This window comes from Collinsella sp. AM23-17 (assembly GCF_003470945.1).
In the GTDB taxonomy this organism is placed as follows: Bacteria; Actinomycetota; Coriobacteriia; order Coriobacteriales; family Coriobacteriaceae; genus Collinsella; species Collinsella aerofaciens_O.
In genome coordinates, this window is the sequence record NZ_QRHU01000003.1 from 109,736 (window position 1) to 127,486 (window position 17,751).

14 protein-coding genes and 2 tRNA genes are annotated in these 17,751 nt (G+C 60.3%); 13 read left to right on the plus strand and 3 right to left on the minus strand.

All coding sequences use genetic code 11. From position 1 onward, the window contains the following. Positions 1-43: 43 nt before the first annotated feature. Positions 44-733 (minus strand): trimeric intracellular cation channel family protein, encoded by a 690-nt coding sequence (locus tag DW645_RS02150; protein ID WP_229057814.1) that lies wholly within the window; start codon positions 731-733, stop codon positions 44-46. Positions 734-1,037: 304 nt separating this feature from the next. Between DW645_RS02150 and DW645_RS02155 the strand changes: the two genes are divergently transcribed. After that, positions 1,038-2,045, plus strand: coding sequence for a hypothetical protein (locus tag DW645_RS02155; RefSeq protein WP_118226037.1), 1,008 nt, complete (start codon positions 1,038-1,040; stop codon positions 2,043-2,045). A 163-nt stretch (positions 2,046-2,208) separates the two neighbouring features. Here the strand turns inward: DW645_RS02155 and DW645_RS02160 are convergent. Beyond that, positions 2,209-2,299: transfer RNA gene (locus DW645_RS02160), tRNA-Ser, on the minus strand. A gap of 48 nt (positions 2,300-2,347) precedes the next feature. Beyond that, positions 2,348-2,438: transfer RNA gene (locus tag DW645_RS02165), tRNA-Ser, on the minus strand. A gap of 494 nt (positions 2,439-2,932) precedes the next feature. Here DW645_RS02165 and rpsF point away from each other — a divergent pair. The 12 genes from rpsF (at position 2,933) to carB (ending at position 17,660) form a co-directional block, all read left to right on the plus strand. Next, positions 2,933-3,226, plus strand: a complete 294-nt coding sequence (rpsF, locus tag DW645_RS02170) for a 30S ribosomal protein S6 (protein ID WP_006235831.1) — start codon at positions 2,933-2,935, stop codon at positions 3,224-3,226. 48 nt (positions 3,227-3,274) lie between these two features. Beyond that, the gene (locus tag DW645_RS02175; protein ID WP_055310294.1) at positions 3,275-3,727 is read left to right on the plus strand and encodes a single-stranded DNA-binding protein; all 453 of its coding nucleotides are present in this window, start codon (positions 3,275-3,277) and stop codon (positions 3,725-3,727) included. 72 nt (positions 3,728-3,799) lie between these two features. Further along, a complete protein-coding gene (rpsR, locus tag DW645_RS02180; RefSeq protein ID WP_006235829.1) occupies positions 3,800-4,066 on the plus strand; it encodes a 30S ribosomal protein S18 in 267 nt (88 codons plus the stop codon). A gap of 15 nt (positions 4,067-4,081) precedes the next feature. Beyond that, positions 4,082-4,621 (plus strand): 50S ribosomal protein L9, encoded by a 540-nt coding sequence (gene rplI / locus DW645_RS02185; RefSeq protein WP_118226039.1) that lies wholly within the window; start codon positions 4,082-4,084, stop codon positions 4,619-4,621. Positions 4,622-4,839: 218 nt separating this feature from the next. Continuing rightward, positions 4,840-6,237, plus strand: a complete 1,398-nt coding sequence (gene dnaB / locus DW645_RS02190) for a replicative DNA helicase (protein ID WP_117634693.1) — start codon at positions 4,840-4,842, stop codon at positions 6,235-6,237. Positions 6,238-6,330: 93 nt separating this feature from the next. Continuing rightward, the gene (locus DW645_RS02195; RefSeq protein ID WP_118226041.1) at positions 6,331-7,617 is read left to right on the plus strand and encodes an adenylosuccinate synthase; all 1,287 of its coding nucleotides are present in this window, start codon (positions 6,331-6,333) and stop codon (positions 7,615-7,617) included. Positions 7,618-7,735: 118 nt separating this feature from the next. Further along, a complete protein-coding gene (purD, locus tag DW645_RS02200) occupies positions 7,736-9,040 on the plus strand; it encodes a phosphoribosylamine--glycine ligase (protein WP_118226042.1) in 1,305 nt (434 codons plus the stop codon). A 21-nt stretch (positions 9,041-9,061) separates the two neighbouring features. Continuing rightward, positions 9,062-9,757: an NUDIX domain-containing protein gene (locus DW645_RS02205; RefSeq protein WP_118226044.1), complete on the plus strand. Its 696-nt coding sequence runs from the start codon at positions 9,062-9,064 to the stop codon at positions 9,755-9,757. A 184-nt stretch (positions 9,758-9,941) separates the two neighbouring features. Continuing rightward, positions 9,942-11,711 (plus strand): ABC transporter ATP-binding protein, encoded by a 1,770-nt coding sequence (locus DW645_RS02210; protein ID WP_118226046.1) that lies wholly within the window; start codon positions 9,942-9,944, stop codon positions 11,709-11,711. 19 nt (positions 11,712-11,730) lie between these two features. After that, complete coding sequence (locus tag DW645_RS02215) at positions 11,731-12,696, plus strand: hypothetical protein (RefSeq protein ID WP_118226048.1); 966 nt, start codon at positions 11,731-11,733, stop codon at positions 12,694-12,696. 208 nt (positions 12,697-12,904) lie between these two features. Next, complete coding sequence (gene carA / locus DW645_RS02220; protein WP_118226050.1) at positions 12,905-14,344, plus strand: glutamine-hydrolyzing carbamoyl-phosphate synthase small subunit; 1,440 nt, start codon at positions 12,905-12,907, stop codon at positions 14,342-14,344. 1 nt (position 14,345) lies between these two features. Further along, on the plus strand, positions 14,346-17,660 hold the full coding sequence (gene carB / locus DW645_RS02225; RefSeq protein ID WP_118226052.1) for a carbamoyl-phosphate synthase large subunit: 3,315 nt from the start codon (positions 14,346-14,348) through the stop codon (positions 17,658-17,660). Positions 17,661-17,751 lie beyond the last annotated feature (91 nt).

The window sequence follows — 17,751 nt, forward strand, 5'->3', positions numbered from 1 at the left end:
AAAGAACCTCTCGGTTGCATTTCGAAGGGTCGTGCCGTGCTGTTTACTTTTTACGGTGCAAGAAGCGCGCGATATCTTCTTCGGTGGGGCTTTTGATGTCAAAGCGCAGCGAGAGCCAGCGCAGACCCATGGTCACGACAACGCATACGACCAGCGCGGCGACATTGCTCATAATGCCGCTCATAACGAGACACACATAGCTTGTCGATCCGGCGATGGCGGCGATGGCATAAAAGTTAGTACGTTGGAAAATGCCCGGAACCACGCCCATAAAGCCGTCGCGCAACATGCCGCCGCCCACCGCGGTGAAAAAGCCCATCATGATGCACACCGCCGGTGCAAAGCCGTAGACCAGCGCCTTGTCTGCTCCAGTGGCGGCGTAGATGCCGACCGAGATGATGTCGAGCAGGGGAATGAGTTTTTCGGGCTTGTCGACGATTGCCGGGAAAATATAGATGATGGCTGCCGTGGCAATGGAAAGCGGCAGCGCCATTGGCTGGTTGAGGATGTAGACGTTGCCCACCTGCAGCGTCATGTCGCGTAAAAGACCGCCGCCCAAGCCACAGACCACGGCAAGCGCGACCGCGCCCACCAGATCGAGCTTGTGCTCGCGCGCGACCAACACGCCCGAGATTGAAGCCGCGACGACGGCGAACATTTCGAGCCAAAACGGGATGGCGACCATGGCATCCGTGGCGTGTGAGGTAACGGTCATAGCGGCGACGACGGGCAAGATGGGGTCCTTCTGATTGCGAGTTTAGACAATGCCCGTACATAGTACATGGTTGACGGGTCTGGCGACCCTATTGCTCGGTAAACGGTCGGGACTGGATGCGGGCGTGGCGTTACTGGAATGCCAGGGATCCAAAACATGTACGTCACCCTCCAAAAACGACATTTTTCGACATCTTTGGAGGATGACGTACATGTTTGGATTGAGCTCACAGCATGAGTGAGTTGATTTACTCACATCCGGTATATTTCCCCACTTCAACGGACATAAGAGTTGGATACTGGCTCAGAGCGAGAGGCCCTCAATGGATACCCCTGTTCTCATTTCGCATAAAACCGCATGGCTTGTCCATCATGCACCCCAGAATTTGGTTCAGTCTCTTGCGCGGCACGACTACCAGATAGGCGCACAAGGCATCTCCACCCAGCAACGTGTTGCGCGCATACGACAGGCCCTTACCGACTGCGGCATTCCGTCCGATATGCTTAAGACTATCGATATCGCGGTCGTATTCGAATTTGAGCGAATTCGTACCAAAGGCGTCGTCTGCCACATTCTTGGACAAAATCTTCCCTACGAGCATATTAACGAGTTGACGCCCGGAATCTTCATCACCGACGAAGCCTTCACCTTCGTGCTCGCTGCCGAGTGGATGGATAGGATCGAATATCTCGAATATGGCTATGAAGTTTGCGGCGATTATCGCATGAGGCTCAATCCCGCCGACCCTTATACCGAGCAACCAGCCACCACCTCCAAGGATGAAATAATCGAACTGCTCGATCGGCATCCCGGCAAACCCGGTGCCACACGTGCACGGCTCGCGCTCAGGCACATCTACGATTGCTCGGCCTCGCCTATGGAGACCGCTTCGGCAATCGCCCTCTCGCTCCCAACAAGCGAAGGCGGCGTTGGCATCCGAGGTATCGAACTCAACAAACCGCTCGAGATCCCTCAACGTCTCTGGCATTGCGCCAAAGCTCGAACACTCAAAATCGATGCGCTCGTGACCTATAAGCGCAGGGAGCTCGGTATCGAATATAAGGGCGGTTTTCACGATGAGCTCGAGCGCAAGGGAGCAGATGCGGAGCGAGAGGCCGTTCTCTCCCAAATGGGATATCGAATCGTTACGCTCACTTCGGCTCAGTTCGGCAGCCAGCTCGCCTTTCACCGCGCCATGAACAACATTCGCGAAGCGCTCGGCATGCCTCGCTGTACCGACACCGGTTACCAGCGAGAGCAAAACGAACTACGCAAGGCGCTAATCCGCAACTGGAAAGGCATGCGAGACGAAGAGGCGCCTTCCGAATAGTGCCACTCCCGTGAGCTCAATCCAAACGTGTACGTCAGCCTTCAAAGATGCCGAAAAATGTCGGTTTTGGAGGGTGACGTACATGTTTTTGAGGGAAAGGCGGGATCGAGACGTATCTCGATAACAAAAAAGCCCCCGTTGCCGGGAGCTTTCTCAAGCAAAATGGCGGAGGAGGAGGGATTCGAACCCTCGTGACCTTATATAGGCCAAACGGTTTTCGAGACCGCCGCATTCAACCACTCTGCCACCCCTCCGCGTGGGGTAAAAACAAAGCAGGCTCAAAGGCCTGCTTTGGAATTAACTGGCGGAGAGTCAGGGATTTGAACCCTGGAGACGCTTTTGACGCCTACACGATTTCCAATCGTGCTCCTTCGGCCACTCGGACAACTCTCCGTTAAATGCGAAAGTCAGTATACACGAGGAATCGCAAAGTGCAAACAGAAAAGTTGGCATTTTTTGAAACGCTTGGCTTCGTGACGGGATCTATGAGGCCAAAAACGGGCTCTGACCAGCATGACTGCATGCGGCAAATTGTTCAAAATGGGTATTTATAAACGACGCCGCACCAGTTTTAAAAATATTTGAACGGTGTTGTGAACCACTGGTATGCATTTCGCGACCACAGCCTTGCAATTGCTGACCTGCGGTTTGATTTGGTTTGTATCCGCGGCGCCGTATCTTGTCCACAGTTCCGTCAAGCATTTGGTCAGCATTTGGTTGGAAGACGCATGAAGTGCCGTGTGAGTATGGACATATGTGGAGGTCATGAGGTTGTAGCTGCATATTCTTGCAGCCTGGGAGGTTGAAAGATATTATTACCAAGTCTTTTCCTGCTTCAGGCGCACCTTCACGACCTGAAGCCACATTTGCCCAGAGGAGGTGACAATATGAAGGCTTATGAACTGCTGTTCTTTGTTGACCCGTCGCTCGACCCCGAGACTCGTCTCGCTGTTATGAAGCGTATCGATACCACGATCGCTGAGGGCGCTGGCAAGGTCGACTCCGTTGACGAGTGGGGCAAGCGCAAGCTCGCCTACGAGATCAACGACCTCACCGATGGTGACTACACCCTCATCAACTTCCACGCAGATCCTACCCAGATCGCCGAGCTTGATCGCGTCCTGCGCATCACCGACGCTGTGGTCCGCCACATGATCGTCCGTCGCGACGACCAGGAGTAAGACTGTCGTTTTGGACTGGGCTTGTGCCCCAAGAGGAAGTAGTGAGTTATGAGCATCAATCGAGTGAACATCACCGGTAACCTCACGCGTGATCCCGAGCTGCGCGCCACCGCCGGCGGAACCCAGGTTCTGTCCTTTGGCGTCGCCGTGAACGATCGTCGCCGCAACCCGCAGACTGGCGAGTGGGAGGACTATCCCAACTTTGTCGACTGCACTATGTTCGGCACGCGCGCCGAGGCCGTGAGCCGTTTCCTGGCAAAGGGAAACAAGGTCGCGATCGAGGGCAAGCTGCGCTACAGCTCTTGGGAGCGCGATGGCCAGCGCCGGAGCAAGCTTGAGGTCATCGTCGATGAGATCGAGTTTATGAGCTCCCGTGGTGGCCAGGGTGGCTACGATCAGGGCGGTTACGCCCCCGCAGCTCCCGCGCCCGCAGCACGTCCTGCCGCACCGGTGGCTACGCCGCCCGCGGTCGACGTCTACGATGAGGACATCCCGTTCTAAGGGTTGTTCACCTATTTTTGAGTGAGAGGCGGCTTCGGTTCGCCGAAGTTGCCAAACGAAAGGTATTTTGACATGGCTAATGATTTTTCTGCACGTCAGCCGCGTCGTAAGTACTGCCAGTTCTGCAAGGAGAACACTGAGTTCATCGACTATAAGGACACTCAGCTTCTCCGTAAGTACATGACCGATCGTGGCAAGATCAAGCCCCGTCGCGTCACTGGCGCTTGCACGCAGCATCAGCATGACATCGCCAACGCCATCAAGCGCGCCCGCGAGATGGCTCTCCTGCCGTACACCGTCCCCGTGGTTTCCTCTCGTGGCAACCGCGACCGCGGCTAAGAAGGGAGACGCATCATGAAGGTTATTCTTCTCGATGAGATCAAGGGCAAGGGCGGCGAGGGTGACGTCGTAGAGGTCGCTCAGGGTTACGCTGAGAACTTCCTGTTCCCCAAGAAGCTCGCTGTTGCCGCCACCAAGGGCAACCTCAAGCAGCTCGACGAGCGTCGCAACAACATCGCCAAGCGCGAGGCCGTCCGTCTGGCTACCGCCAACGAGACCAAGACTGCCCTCGAGGGCAAGCAGGTCACCGTTGACGTCAAGGTCGGCGACGAGGGCATCCTCTTTGGCTCTGTTACCGCCGCTATGATTGCTGACGCCATCAAGGCTCAGCTCGGTATGGACATCGACCGCAAGCGCGTCGAGCTCGGTAAGCCCATCAAGGTTGCCGGTGCCCACACCGTTGCCATCTCGCTGTACCGCGAGATCAAGGCCGAGGTTGTCGTTCTCGTCGGCGTTACCGCCGAGGAGCTCGCTGCCGAGGCTGGGGTCGAGGAGGCCGCTGAGGTCGCCGAGGCCGAGACCGCCGAGGTCGAGACTGAGGCTGCTGCCGAGTAGCATTTGCTGCAACGCAACAATCTTGTTCTAAGAAGGGCGCTCTGGGAAACCGGGGCGCCCTTTTGTTTTCTACGCTCGGCGAGCGCCATGGCAGGCGTTGTGGTGAAGTCCCAAATGCGGGACCGTTCATCCGTTTGGTTCGGTGATGATTGGCGGCGCGCGGCCCGTTTTGAGACCGTGGCTGATACTATGGATGCTCGCAAGCGATATGAATGAGGATGCTCATGGCATACGACGATAGGGAGACGGGGCTGACGGTCGAGGACCGCGGCTCAAAGTTGGGTCTTCCCCAAAACCAAGATGCAGAGGCCAACGTACTGGCCGCTATGCTGCTATCGCCCGAGGTGGTCGAGGAGGCCCAGGTCGAGCTGCAGCCCGATGACTTCTACCGGCCCATTCATAAGACCATCTACACCGCGATGGTCGATATGTACAACAGCCGCATTCCCATCGACTCTATCTCGCTGATCGATTACCTGCGCAGCATCAACAAGCTCGATGCCGTGGGCGGCGAGGCCTACATTTTGGAGCTGATGGGTCAGACCCTGTCGCTCGTGAACTGGCAGCACCATGCCGCCATCGTCCGTCGCGACTCGATGCTGCGCGAGCTGATCGGTGCCACCAACGAGATCAACGCGCTGGCCTATAACGCCCCTACCGACACCAAAGAGGTCGTGGAGCTGGCCGAGAGCAAGCTGCTCAAGGTCACGGCACGCGAGGTCAAGTCGAGCTACAAGACGTTGACCGAGTTTATGGTCGAGGCCTATAACGAGGCCGAGGAAGTGTGCCAGGCCGGTGGCCAGGCTGCGGGCGTGCCCACGGGCTTCCCGTCGCTCGACCGCATGCTCATGGGTTTCCGCGAGGGTCAGCTCATCATTATCGGCGCTCGCCCTGCTGTGGGTAAGACGTCGTTCGCCCTGAATCTGGCGCTCAACGCTGCCGCTGCCGGTTATACCGTCGGCTTCTTCTCGCTGGAGATGTCGGGTAAGGAAATTGCCCAGCGTCTGATTTGCGCCTATGCGATGATCTCGATCAGTGACTTCCGCATGGGCCGCATTAGCCCCGAGCAGTGGGCCAATATCAACGAGGCCACGCAGACCTTGTCTAAGCTCGACATTCTGATTGACGATACGCCCGGCACCACAGTGACTGAGATTCGCGCAAAGAGCCGCCGCATGCTCCACAACAAGGAGAAGGCCATCATCATCCTGGACTACCTGCAGCTGGTGAGTCCTCCGCCGGGACGTCGTTCCGAGAGCCGCACCGTCGAGGTCTCCGAGATGTCGCGAGGTCTGAAGATTATGGCCAAGGAGCTCAAGATTCCGCTGATCGCGCTGTCGCAGCTGTCGCGTCAGGTCGAATCCCGTACCGGCAAGCGCCCGCAGCTGTCCGACCTCCGTGAATCGGGCTCCATCGAGCAGGACGCCGATATCGTTATGTTCTTGGACCGTTCTGCCGACGAGGCCGAGGCCTCGCGCGACGATCGACCCGATGAGGGCGTCACGCGTATCGTCGTGGCCAAGAACCGTTCGGGCCCGATCGGCGACGTCGACTTGATGTTCCTGCCGGCATCCACCAAGTTCTATGAGCTTGATGGGGCGCATACCGAGGAGTAGGACAGGCGCCCGTTGCACGGGTATACTGGGAATGTTTTGTGCTTCTGCGCGCCGGCGTGGCGCGTAGACAGTCCATGAATGTAAGGAGTAAACATGCCGTCAACCGTTTTGGTCGGTGCCCAGTGGGGCGATGAGGGCAAGGGTAAGATTTGCGACCTGGTCGCCGGCGACTTCGATGCCGTCGTGCGCTATTCGGGCGGTAATAACGCCGGCCACACCATCGCCGTCAACGGCAAGAAGTACGGCCTGCACCAGGTGCCCTCCGGCATCATGTATTCCGACCATGTGTCGGTGATCGGTAACGGCTGCGTCGTCAACCCCAAGGTTGTCCTTGAAGAGATTGACATGTTCGAGGCCGACGGCATCACCACCAAGAACCTCAAGATCAGTGGCAACGCGCACATCATCATGCCGTACCACATCGATCTGGATGGTGCTTTTGAGCAGAAGCTCGGCAAGAAGAACATCGGTACCACCAAGCGCGGCATCGGTCCGTGCTACCAGGACAAGATGGCCCGCATCGGCCTGCGCATGCAGGACATGCTGGACGAGGCGCTGTTCCGCGACAAGCTGGAGACCGCTCTTGCCCGCGTGAATCCCGAGCTCGAGCTCATCTACCACCTGCCCACCTACACCGTGGACCAGATCTGCGACGAGTACCTGCCCATGGCCGAGCGCCTGCGCCCCTACATCACCGAGACGAGCCTGCTGCTCAACAACATGATCGATGAGGGCAAGGACCTGCTGTTCGAGGGCGCCCAGGCCACGCTGCTCGATATCGATCACGGCACCTATCCGTACGTGACATCTTCCAACTGCACCGCCGGTGGCGCCATCACCGGCTCCGGCGTCGGTATGAAGAATGTCGACCGCGTGCTGGGCGTCATGAAGGCCTATATCACCCGCGTCGGTTCGGGCCCCATGCCCACCGAGCTTTCCTATGAGTCCGAGGCCGGCCACACGCTGACCGAGGAAGGCTATGAGTACGGCGTGACCACCGGCCGTCGCCGTCGCTGCGGTTGGTTCGACGGCCCCATCGCCAACTACGCCTCGCGTGTCAACGGTCTCACCGATATCGCCCTGACCAAGCTCGACGTGCTTTCGGCCTTCGACACCATCAAGGTGTGCGTGGCCTACGACGTCGACGGCGAGCGTTACACGAGCGTGCCCGAGCATCAGGTGCGCTTTGAGCAGGCCAAGCCCATCTACGAGGAGCTCCCTGGCTGGAAGTGCGATATCACCGGTTGCCGCAGCTTTGACGAGCTGCCGCAGGAGGCTCAGGACTACGTGGCGTTTATCGAGGATCTGGCACACACCCGCGTGACGTTCATTGGCGTCGGCGCCGATCGCGAACAGATCATCAACCGATTCTGGAAGTAATCGGTACTATTCGGTTATTGCAATATACCCCTTTGCAGCCCAAGCGGGCGGCCGAGGGGTATATTTGCTTGCAAAGGGCTCGCGCGGAGCGAGCCATTCATCCATAGAGGAGGCACCCTTGAAGGCGGACACTCAAACCATCGACATCCTGTTGTTGGGCAGCGGCGGCCGCGAGCACGCTTTGGCAGCTAAGCTCGCAGCATCACCGCGCGCCGGCAAGCTCTACATTGCGCCGGGTAACGGCGGCACCGCGAGCTGCGGCGAGAACGTGGTTCTCGACGATTGCGATCCTGCGGCCGTGGCGGCGTTTGCCCAGAGCCATGGATGCGGACTCGTGGTGATTGGCCCCGAGGCTCCGCTCGTGGCGGGCGTGGCCGACGCCGTGCGCGCGGTGGGTATTCCCTGCTTTGGTCCGGGTGCCGAGGGTGCCCAGATGGAGGGCTCCAAGCTATTCTCCAAGCAGCTCATGGAGCGTGCCGGCATTCCGACGGCCGCCTACGGCTCGTTTACTGACGAGGCTTCGGCTCTTGCCTATGTGCGCGAGCAGGGTGCCCCGCTGGTCGTGAAGGCTGACGGTCTGGCCGCAGGCAAGGGCGTTATCGTGGCGACTGAGCTTGAGCAGGCCGAAGAGGCCGTGCGCGAGTGCTTTGGCGGCACCTTTGGCGATGCCGGCAACACCGTGGTTATCGAGGAGATGCTCGTTGGCCCCGAATGCTCGCTTTTGGCCTTTACCGACGGCAAGACCGTGCGTCCCATGGCCACCTCGCAGGATCACAAGCGCGCGCTCGAGGGCGATCTTGGCCCCAACACGGGCGGCATGGGCGTTTACAGCCCGGTGCCTATCGTGACCGACGAGGAGCACGCCACCATGGTGAAGGTCATGGAACAGACCGTGGCCGAGCTTGCTGCCGAGGGCATCGACTACCGCGGCTGCCTGTACGGCGGCTTTATGCTCACGCCTGCCGGTCCCAAGGTACTGGAGTTCAATGCCCGCTTTGGCGATCCCGAGACACAGGTCGTGCTGCCGCGCCTTAAGAATGACCTGGTCGAGGTCATGCTGGCCTGCGCCAACTGCGAGCTCGATCAGATTGAGCTCGACTGGCGTGACGAGTGGGCCGTGGCCGTTGTCCTGACGAGTGCGGGCTATCCCGGCAGCTACGAGAAGGGCAAGGTCATCACCGGTATCGCCGATGCCGAGGCCATGGAGAACGTGACCGTGTACCATGCGGGCACTGCCGTGGTGGACGGCCAGCTCGTGACCAATGGTGGCCGCGTGCTTGCCGTGACCGCTCTGGGCGACACGTTCGAGAACGCTCGCAACCTTGCCTACGAGGCCTGCGAGAAGATTGATTTTGAGGGCAAGACCCTGCGTCACGACATCGGCCTGCGCGCGCTGCGCGGCCGCGACGCCTGGGATGCCTAAAATCCGAGAGGAATGAGACGGATGGACGAGAAGAACGAAGAACTCGTGGACGCGCAGATCGTCGAGGAGGACAGCCGCGCGTACGGACACGCCGAGGGCGAGCCGGGTGGCGAGGTTGTCGACGAGCCGATGCTGGTGCTGGGCGATGACGACCCGCACGATGCCGAGCTGCACGAGAAGATTCTTTCGGAGGAGTGCGCCTGGAAGGGCAAGATCCTCGACGTCCACCGTCTTGAGGTTGAGCTGCCCAACGGTCACCGCTCCGCCCGCGATGTGATTCGCCATCCGGGCGCGGCGGCCGTTGTGGCGCTTACCGAGAGCGGCAAGATCGTGCTGGTGCGTCAGTACCGCACCGCCATCGACCGCGTGACGGTTGAGATTCCCGCCGGCAAGCTCGATCCGGGCGAGGACCCGCTCGATTGCGCCAAGCGCGAGCTGCACGAGGAGACGGGCTTTAGGGCCGGCCGCATTCGTTTTTTGACGTCGATTGTCACGACCTGCGGCTTCTGCGACGAGATCATTCATATCTACCTGGCCACCAAGCTCGAGTTCGATGCGCCCAACCCCGATGATGACGAGTTCGTCAACGTGGACCTCGTGCCGCTGCACGAGCTGATCGACGCCGTGCTCGATGGCAAGATCGAAGATGCCAAGACCGTCGTAGGCGCCTTGGCCTGCGATAGCATCGCGCATCGACTTGGTGGTTCTGAGCTGTAACGAGCGGGGATGATCCTGCGGGTTTGTATAAGTCAGCGAAAGTGCTCCATTTGAGACAAGGTGGCCTAAAAGAGGAGGGAAGCGTATGGATATACGCGACCGACGATTGAAGGCCAGATTGTCCAAATGGAGCACTTGCAGCGTCGAGACGAAACGCGGTTTGGTAAAACCGCGTAAGGTGATTATGTTTAAGAGGTTTCTTTCGTATTACAAGCCCCAGATGGGGCTTTTTGTTGCCGATACTGTTTGCGCCCTGGTGCTTGCCGCCATTGACCTGGCGTTTCCCATTATCCTGCGCAATCTGACCGGTGGGCTGTTTACCCAGGGCCAGGCGGCCATCATGCAGGCGCTCGGTATGATCGCGGTTGGCCTGGTACTGATGTATGCCATCCGTTGTGCCTGTCGCTACTTTGTGAGTTACTGGGGCCACGTGATGGGCGCGCGCATGGAGTCCAAGATGCGCGAGGACCTGTTCGATCAGTACGAGCGCTTTAGCTTTGCGTACTTCGATCGCAACAGCTCGGGTGACATGATGAGCCGCGTGGTCAACGACCTGTTCGATATCTGCGAGGCGGCACACCACGTGCCCGAGTGGATTATCATCTGCGGCATCGAGATCGTCGGCTCGTTTGTGATCCTCTTTGCTATTGCCCCGGCGCTGGCTCTTGCCATGGCCGTGGTGACGGCGGCTTTTGCGGTCATCATGTTTTGGCAGAACATGCGCATGCGCGAGGTCTTTAGCGACAACCGCAAAAAGATCAGCGGTATTAATGCTCAGCTGCAGGATTCGCTGGCAGGCATGCGCGTGGTCAAGAGTTTTGCGAACGAGGAAGCTGAGCGTTCCAAGTTCCGTGCCTCTAACGACCGCTATCTTTCGTCCAAGGAGAATATGTATCACGCCATGGGCGTCTACACTGCGACGTATGGCCTGCTCTCGGGCGTGTTGTACGTGATCGTGGTGCTGCTGGGTGGTTGGCTGGTGGCGCAAGGCCAACTGCAGGCGGTCGATATGGCAACCTTCGCGCTCTACATTTCGCTGTTCTGCACCCCGCTCGAGACGCTTGTGAACTCGGCTGAGACGTATCAGAAGGCCATTGCCGGCTTTAAGCGCATGGACGAGGTGCTTTCGACCGCCCCGGATATCCAGGACAAGCCGGATGCCGCGGACCTGCAGGTGACGGCGGGCGCGGTTGAATATCGCGACGTGTGCTTTAGCTACGAGGATGTTGAGTTGGGTGGCGGCGAAGAGGCTCGTCCCGTGATTGACCATATGGATCTGTCCATCAAGCCCGGACAGACCATTGCCCTGGTCGGCCCCTCGGGTGGTGGCAAGTCCACAACGTGTTCGCTGCTGCCGCGCTTTTATGACGTGGCGGACGGATCCATTAGCATCGACGGCCAGGACGTGCGCGATGTGACGCAGCAGAGCCTGCGCCGCGCCATCGGCCTGGTGCAGCAGGATGTCTACCTGTTTGACGGAACAATCGGCGAGAACATCGCCTACGGCAAGCCGGGCGCTACGGCAGAAGAGATCGCCGAGGCCGCCCGTCGCGCCAACATCGATGCCTTTATCGAGTCGCTTCCACAGGGCTATGACACGGTCGTGGGCGAGCGCGGCAGCCGTCTTTCGGGCGGCCAAAAGCAGCGCGTTGCCATTGCGCGTGTGTTTCTCAAGAACCCCAAGATCCTGATTTTGGACGAGGCGACGAGTGCTTTGGATAACGAGAGCGAGGAGGCGGTGCAGGAGTCACTCGAAGAGCTGGCACGCGGCCGCACCACGATTATCATCGCCCATCGTCTTTCGACCATTAAGCATGCCGATGAGATTGCGACCGTTGAGCATGGTCGCGTTGTGGAGCGTGGCACGCACGAGGAGCTTCTCGCCCGTGGCGGCACCTATGCCCGTTACTATCGAATGCAGTTCGAAGGTGCGCGTGCGCACGAGCTCGACTGATTGATATGACAGGAAGTTTATGGCTGACAAGAACCCTTTGACTCCGGAAGAAGTGACGGAGTTATTCTCCGAAATCGATGCATCCGGCGTCTTGGATCCCACGCTTGCCAAAAAGCGAACCGAGCGCATGCGTGAGAAGGAGGCTGCGGCCAAGCGCGGTGACAAAGCGGCGCTAGCGCAGCTGCGCAGCGAGGACCGCGCGAGCCAGGCAAAACATATCGACCCGCTGTCCGAGGACGATCCTTCGGGCTCGCAGGTGAGCCATACCATTACGAAGACCGCGATGGCCGTAGTCATTGGTATTTTGGTGCTGATCGTGGGCATGCAGATCGGCTACGGCGTGATGCGCCGTCTGAATACCGCCAACCTGTCCGAGAGCGTTTCGGTGGATACCGTCTCGACCGCGCTCAAGGGTGGACTCGAATGGGGCAACGGCTTTACGCAGTTCCCGCTCGACTTTACCGTCGATGAAGCCGATGAGCGTACGGGCACGGTCGAGGTAACGGTGTTGGACACATCGTCTGCCAACGAGCTCGAGCTGCTGTCCAACGGGCAGATTCAGGCCGCGGCACTTGCGACCAACGCGCTGCTCAACGATAAGATTGACCGCGTGGTGTATAACGTTCAAGCCTATATCGACGAGGATAGCAATATTCAGCACGATTCCTTCTTTGGCATGTTCCCCGCGCGGGGCCACCAGAGCGCCATCCTGACGTTCGTGTGGACCAAGAGCTCATCCAACGCTACGAGTATCGACTGGAAGATGCGCATCGTGAGTATGGACGACACCATCGCCGAGCGCATTCAGAAGCAGGTGAACTCGGTGTCGTCGTTGATTGAGGACCCGGTGGTGAGCCAGACCAAGATTGACGAGGAAAAGGCCGAACGTGACCTGGAGCATCGTCTGCATGGCCGCGAGATTTTCTGCGGCGGCAAGCCCGACCGAACGCCGTCCGATCTGCTGGAACAGGACAAGAAAAAGTAAGACGCCATCATCCCGCGTGAGCCACAAGCCCACGCGGGATGATTTTTCTGGGACGGGGATTAAAAAATCATTATGCATAGAAAGTCATAATTATCATTTCGTAAACATTTCGATGAAATTAACGCCATGAGGCATGCTTGCGGTTACAATACCGCGAGGCCTAACTGCACACCTTTAAGCCGGTCCTGTGAGACCGGGAAGGAGAACTATGGCGAACAACCATATTGCGGGCGCTGCCGCCCGCACCATCGCGCCCAGCGAGCTGTGCCAGCGTATGCTGGCCAAAACCAGCAAGGGCGCTTGCGGTCCCTGCACCCTGTATCTTGAGGATGGGACCATTTTTTATGGACGCGCATGCGGCGCCGAGGGCACCGCGACCGGCGAAGTCTGCTTCAACACCTCGCTCGAGGGCTACTTTGAGGTTATGACCGACCCGAGTTATGCCGGCCAAATCGTAACCATGACCTATCCGCAGATCGGCAACTACGGTATCGACGAGACCGACGTCCAGTCGGCCTTCCCCGGCGACGCCGTGCGCCCTGCGAGCGCTCCGGCTATGCGTGGCATGATCGTTCGCGACATGTGTGCCACGCCTTCTAACTGGCGCTCGGCCGTCAGCGTACCGGAGTACCTGCGCGCTCACGGCATCGTCGCTATCGAGGGTGTCGACACCCGCGCTCTGGTGCGCCATCTGCGCGACAATGGTTCCAAGATGGGCATTATCTCGACCGAGATCTTCGACGTCGACGAGCTTGCCGAGCGCTTGTCCGCTGCGCCCACGCTGGTAGGCGAGAACCTCGTCAAGACCGTAAGTTGCCCCGCGCCTCACGAGTTTGTGGCCGCCGACCTGCCTGCCACGCATGACTTTGCGCTTGCGGCTGCCGCTCCTGCCCGTCACAAAGTGGTCGCCTACGACTGCGGTGTGAAGCGCGGTATTCTGGAGGGCCTGGTCCGTGCCGGCTGCGATCTCACCGTCGTGCCGTGGGATACGCCCGCCCAGCAGGTGCTCAACATGAATCCCGATGGCGTCTTTTTGTCCAACGGCCCCGGCGACCCCGATGCCGTGGTGGAGACCTATGAGCAGGTACAGCAGCTGATCGGCAAGGTGCCGGTCTTTGGCATTTGCCTCGGTCACCAGATGATCAGCCTGGCCTGCGGCGCCCAAATGGAAAAGCTTAAATTCGGTCACCGTGGCGGTAACCAGCCGGTTATGAATCTGGTGAGCCGTCGCGTGGAGATCACCGCGCAAAACCACGGCTTTGGCCTGCTGTTCCCCAGTCTGGGCAAACTGATTCCGGAGCTTTCCGGCGGCGAAACCGAGCATGCGGCCGGCGGCGACCTGCGCGCCTGGGTGCGTCGCGGCATCGCGCCGGTCGTGATGAACGAGCGCTTTGGTCGCATTCGCCTGACACATGTGAACCTCAACGACGGCACCGCCGAGGGCATCCAGCTGCTCGACGCCCCGTGTTTCTCGGTCCAGTACCACCCCGAGGCTTCGCCTGGCCCCACCGATGCCCACTATCTCTTTACCGCCTTTACGCGACTCATGGACGGCGAGGAGAACTACCTGGACATCGACACCGCGAAGGACCGCCTCGCCGGCTGGAATTTCGCCGAGTCCGAGAACGCTGCGACCGAGGAGAACTAACATGCCGAAACGTACCGACATCAAGCGCATCCTCGTTATTGGTTCGGGCCCCATCGTTATTGGCCAGGCCTGCGAGTTTGACTACTCCGGCGCCCAGGCCTGCAAGGTGCTCAAGGAGGATGGCTTTGAGGTCATCCTGGTCAACTCCAACCCGGCGACCATCATGACCGACCCGGGCTTGGCCGACCGCACCTATGTCGAGCCCATCACCGCCGAGTTTATCGAGCGCGTAATCAAGAAAGAGCATCCGGACGCGCTGCTGCCCACGCTGGGTGGCCAGACCGGTCTGAATGCCGCCGTCGAGCTGGCGAAAGACGGCACGCTGGACAAGTACGGCGTCGAGATGATCGGCTGCGACCTGGCCGCTATCGAGCGCGGCGAGGACCGCAAGCTCTTTAACGAGGCCATGGCCGAGATCGGCCTGGAGGTCGCGCGCTCGGGCTATGCCTACAGCGTGGCCGACGCCGAGGCTATCGCCGAGCGCGTGGGCTATCCCTGCGTGCTGCGTCCGAGCTTTACCCTCGGCGGCGCCGGCGGCGGCATCGCGCACACCCACGAGGAGCTCGTCTCCATCGTGAGCCAGGGCCTTGAGCTCTCGCCTGCCCATGAGGTGCTGGTCGAGGAGTCCATCGAGGGTTGGAAAGAGTATGAGATGGAGGTCATGCGCGACCACGCCGGCAACGGCATCATCGTGTGCCCCATCGAGAATCTCGACCCCATGGGCGTGCACACCGGCGACTCCATCACCGTGGCGCCGGCGCAGACACTAAGTGACCTTGAGTACCAGCGCATGCGTGTCGCGTCGCTCGCCATTCTGGAGAAGATCGGCGTCGAGACCGGCGGCTCCAACGTGCAGTTTGCCGTGAACCCCCAGACCGGCCGCCTGATCGTCATCGAGATGAACCCGCGCGTGAGCCGTTCGTCCGCACTGGCCTCCAAGGCCACGGGCTTCCCCATCGCCAAGGCCGCCGCTCGCCTGGCCGTGGGCTACACGCTCGACGAGATCGTCAACGACATTACCAAGGCAACGCCTGCCTGCTTTGAGCCCACGATTGACTACTGCGTGGTCAAGGTGCCGCGCTTTGCCTTCGAGAAGTTCAAGGGTACCGACCCCACGCTCACCACGCGCATGAAGGCCGTGGGCGAGATCATGGCGATCGGCCGCACCTTTGAGGAGGCCTTTGGCAAGGCCATGCGCTCGCTGGAGGACGGACATCAGGGCATTTGCGCCGGTGGCAAGGAGGGTGCCGACAAGCTGAGCGACGACGAGCTCGCTCAGGCCGTGGCAACCCCGACCGAGCACCGCATCTTCTTTGTGGTCGAGGCCCTGCGCCGTGGCTGGGACATCGCCCGCATCCATGCCATCTGCGGTATCGATCCGTGGTACCTCAACCGTATCAACGACATGGTGCAGGTCCAGGAGAGCATCCGCGGCCTGCGCGTGGAGGATATCGACGCCGACGCGATGCGCCTGCTCAAGCAGTACGGCACGAGCGACGCCGAGATTGCCGCGCTGACCGGCTCCGATGAGCGCTTTGTGCGCGCTTACCGCAAGGGCCTGGGCGTGGTTCCCAGCATGAAGACGGTCGATACCTGCGCGGCCGAGTTCTCGAGCGCCACGAAGTACCACTACAAGACGTACGAGAACATCTACCGCACGAGCCCGGATGCCAAGAAGTGCGTGGCTCCCGACGAGACCACGCCGGCGGACAAGCCCAAGGCGATGATCCTGGGCGCCGGCCCCAACCGCATTGGCCAGGGTATCGAGTTCGATTACTGCTGCGTGCACGCGAGCTACGCGCTGGCGGCTCGCGGCTTCGAGACCATCATGGTCAACTGCAATCCCGAGACCGTCTCGACCGACTATGACACGTCCGACCGTCTGTACTTTGAGCCGCTCACCTACGAGGACGTCATGGACGTTATCGATGTCGAGCGCCCCGACGGCGTCGTGGTGACGCTCGGCGGCCAGACCCCGCTTAAGCTGGCGCGCATGCTCGAGGAGAGCGGCGTGAACATTATGGGCACAAAGCCCGACGCCATCGATTTTGCCGAGGACCGCGAGCGCTTTGCCGCCCTGCTCGACAAGCTGGGCATTATGTACCCGCCGGCGGGTCAGGCCACCTCGTTTGAGGAGGCCGAGGCCGTGGCCGCGCACATCGGCTACCCGCTGCTGGTGCGTCCGAGCTACGTGCTGGGCGGCCGCGGCATGATGATCGCCTACGATGCCGAGCATCTGCGCGATTACATGGCAGAGGCTGCGCGCATCAGCCCCGACTACCCGGTGTATCTGGACCGCTTCCTGGAGGGCGCAATCGAGTCCGATGTCGACGCCCTGTGCGATGGCGAAGAGGTATACATCGGCGGCATCCTGGAGCATATCGAGGAAGCCGGTATTCACTCCGGCGACTCCGCGACCTGCATCCCGCCGTTCAGCTTTAGCGAGAGCCTGCAGGCGAAGCTCCGCGAGACCACGCGCCGCATCGCGATGGCGCTGGGAGTCCGCGGTCTGGTCAACGTGCAATATGCCATCAAGGGCGAGACCGTCTACGTGATCGAGGCCAACCCGCGCGCCAGCCGTACCGTGCCGTTTATCTCCAAGGCCACCGGTGTGCCGCTGGCCAAATGCGCGGCGCGCATCATGGCAGGCGATTCCATCGCGAGCTTGGGCCTGCCGAGCGACGAACGTCAGCTGGACTGGTTCTGCATGAAGGAAGCCGTCATGCCCTGGGGTCGTTTCCCGGGCGCCGACGTCATCCTGGGGCCCGAGATGAAGTCGACGGGCGAGGTCATGGGTATCGCCAAGAGCTATCCCGAGGCATACGCCAAGACGCAGCTGGCGATTGACTACAAGCTGCCCGACCCGAGCGTCGGCAAGGTGTTCATCAGCGTGTGCGACCGCGACAAGCGCCACATCCTTTCGGTCGCCCGTATCCTGCGCTACCTGGGCTTTGACATCTGCTCCACCGAGGGTACGGCGCGCGTGCTGCGTGGAGGCAACGTGACGTGCGAGGTCGTGGAGAAGATTAGCGGCCCGCACGACGGCGAGCGCCCCAACATCGGCGACCTCATCGCCGATGGCAAGATCGCGGTGATCATCAACACGCCGTACGGTCCGGGCTCGCGCGGCGACGGCTATCTGCTGCGCACCGAGGCAGTGCGACGCGGTGTGACCTGCGTGACCGCGATGTCTGCCGCCAACACGTACGTGAGTGCCATCGAGGCGGTGCGTGAGGACCAGCAGGGTCACGGCAGCGCCAACGACATGGGCATGGACGTCATCGCCCTGCAGGACCTGCCGCAGCACACGGTGTAGGTTGACCTGGCCGGCCGGGGCGGAGGGGGCTGAGTTTCCCCCTTCGCTCCGGCTGCAAGCAGAGTCGCTCAGTGGGAAACTCAGCCCCCTC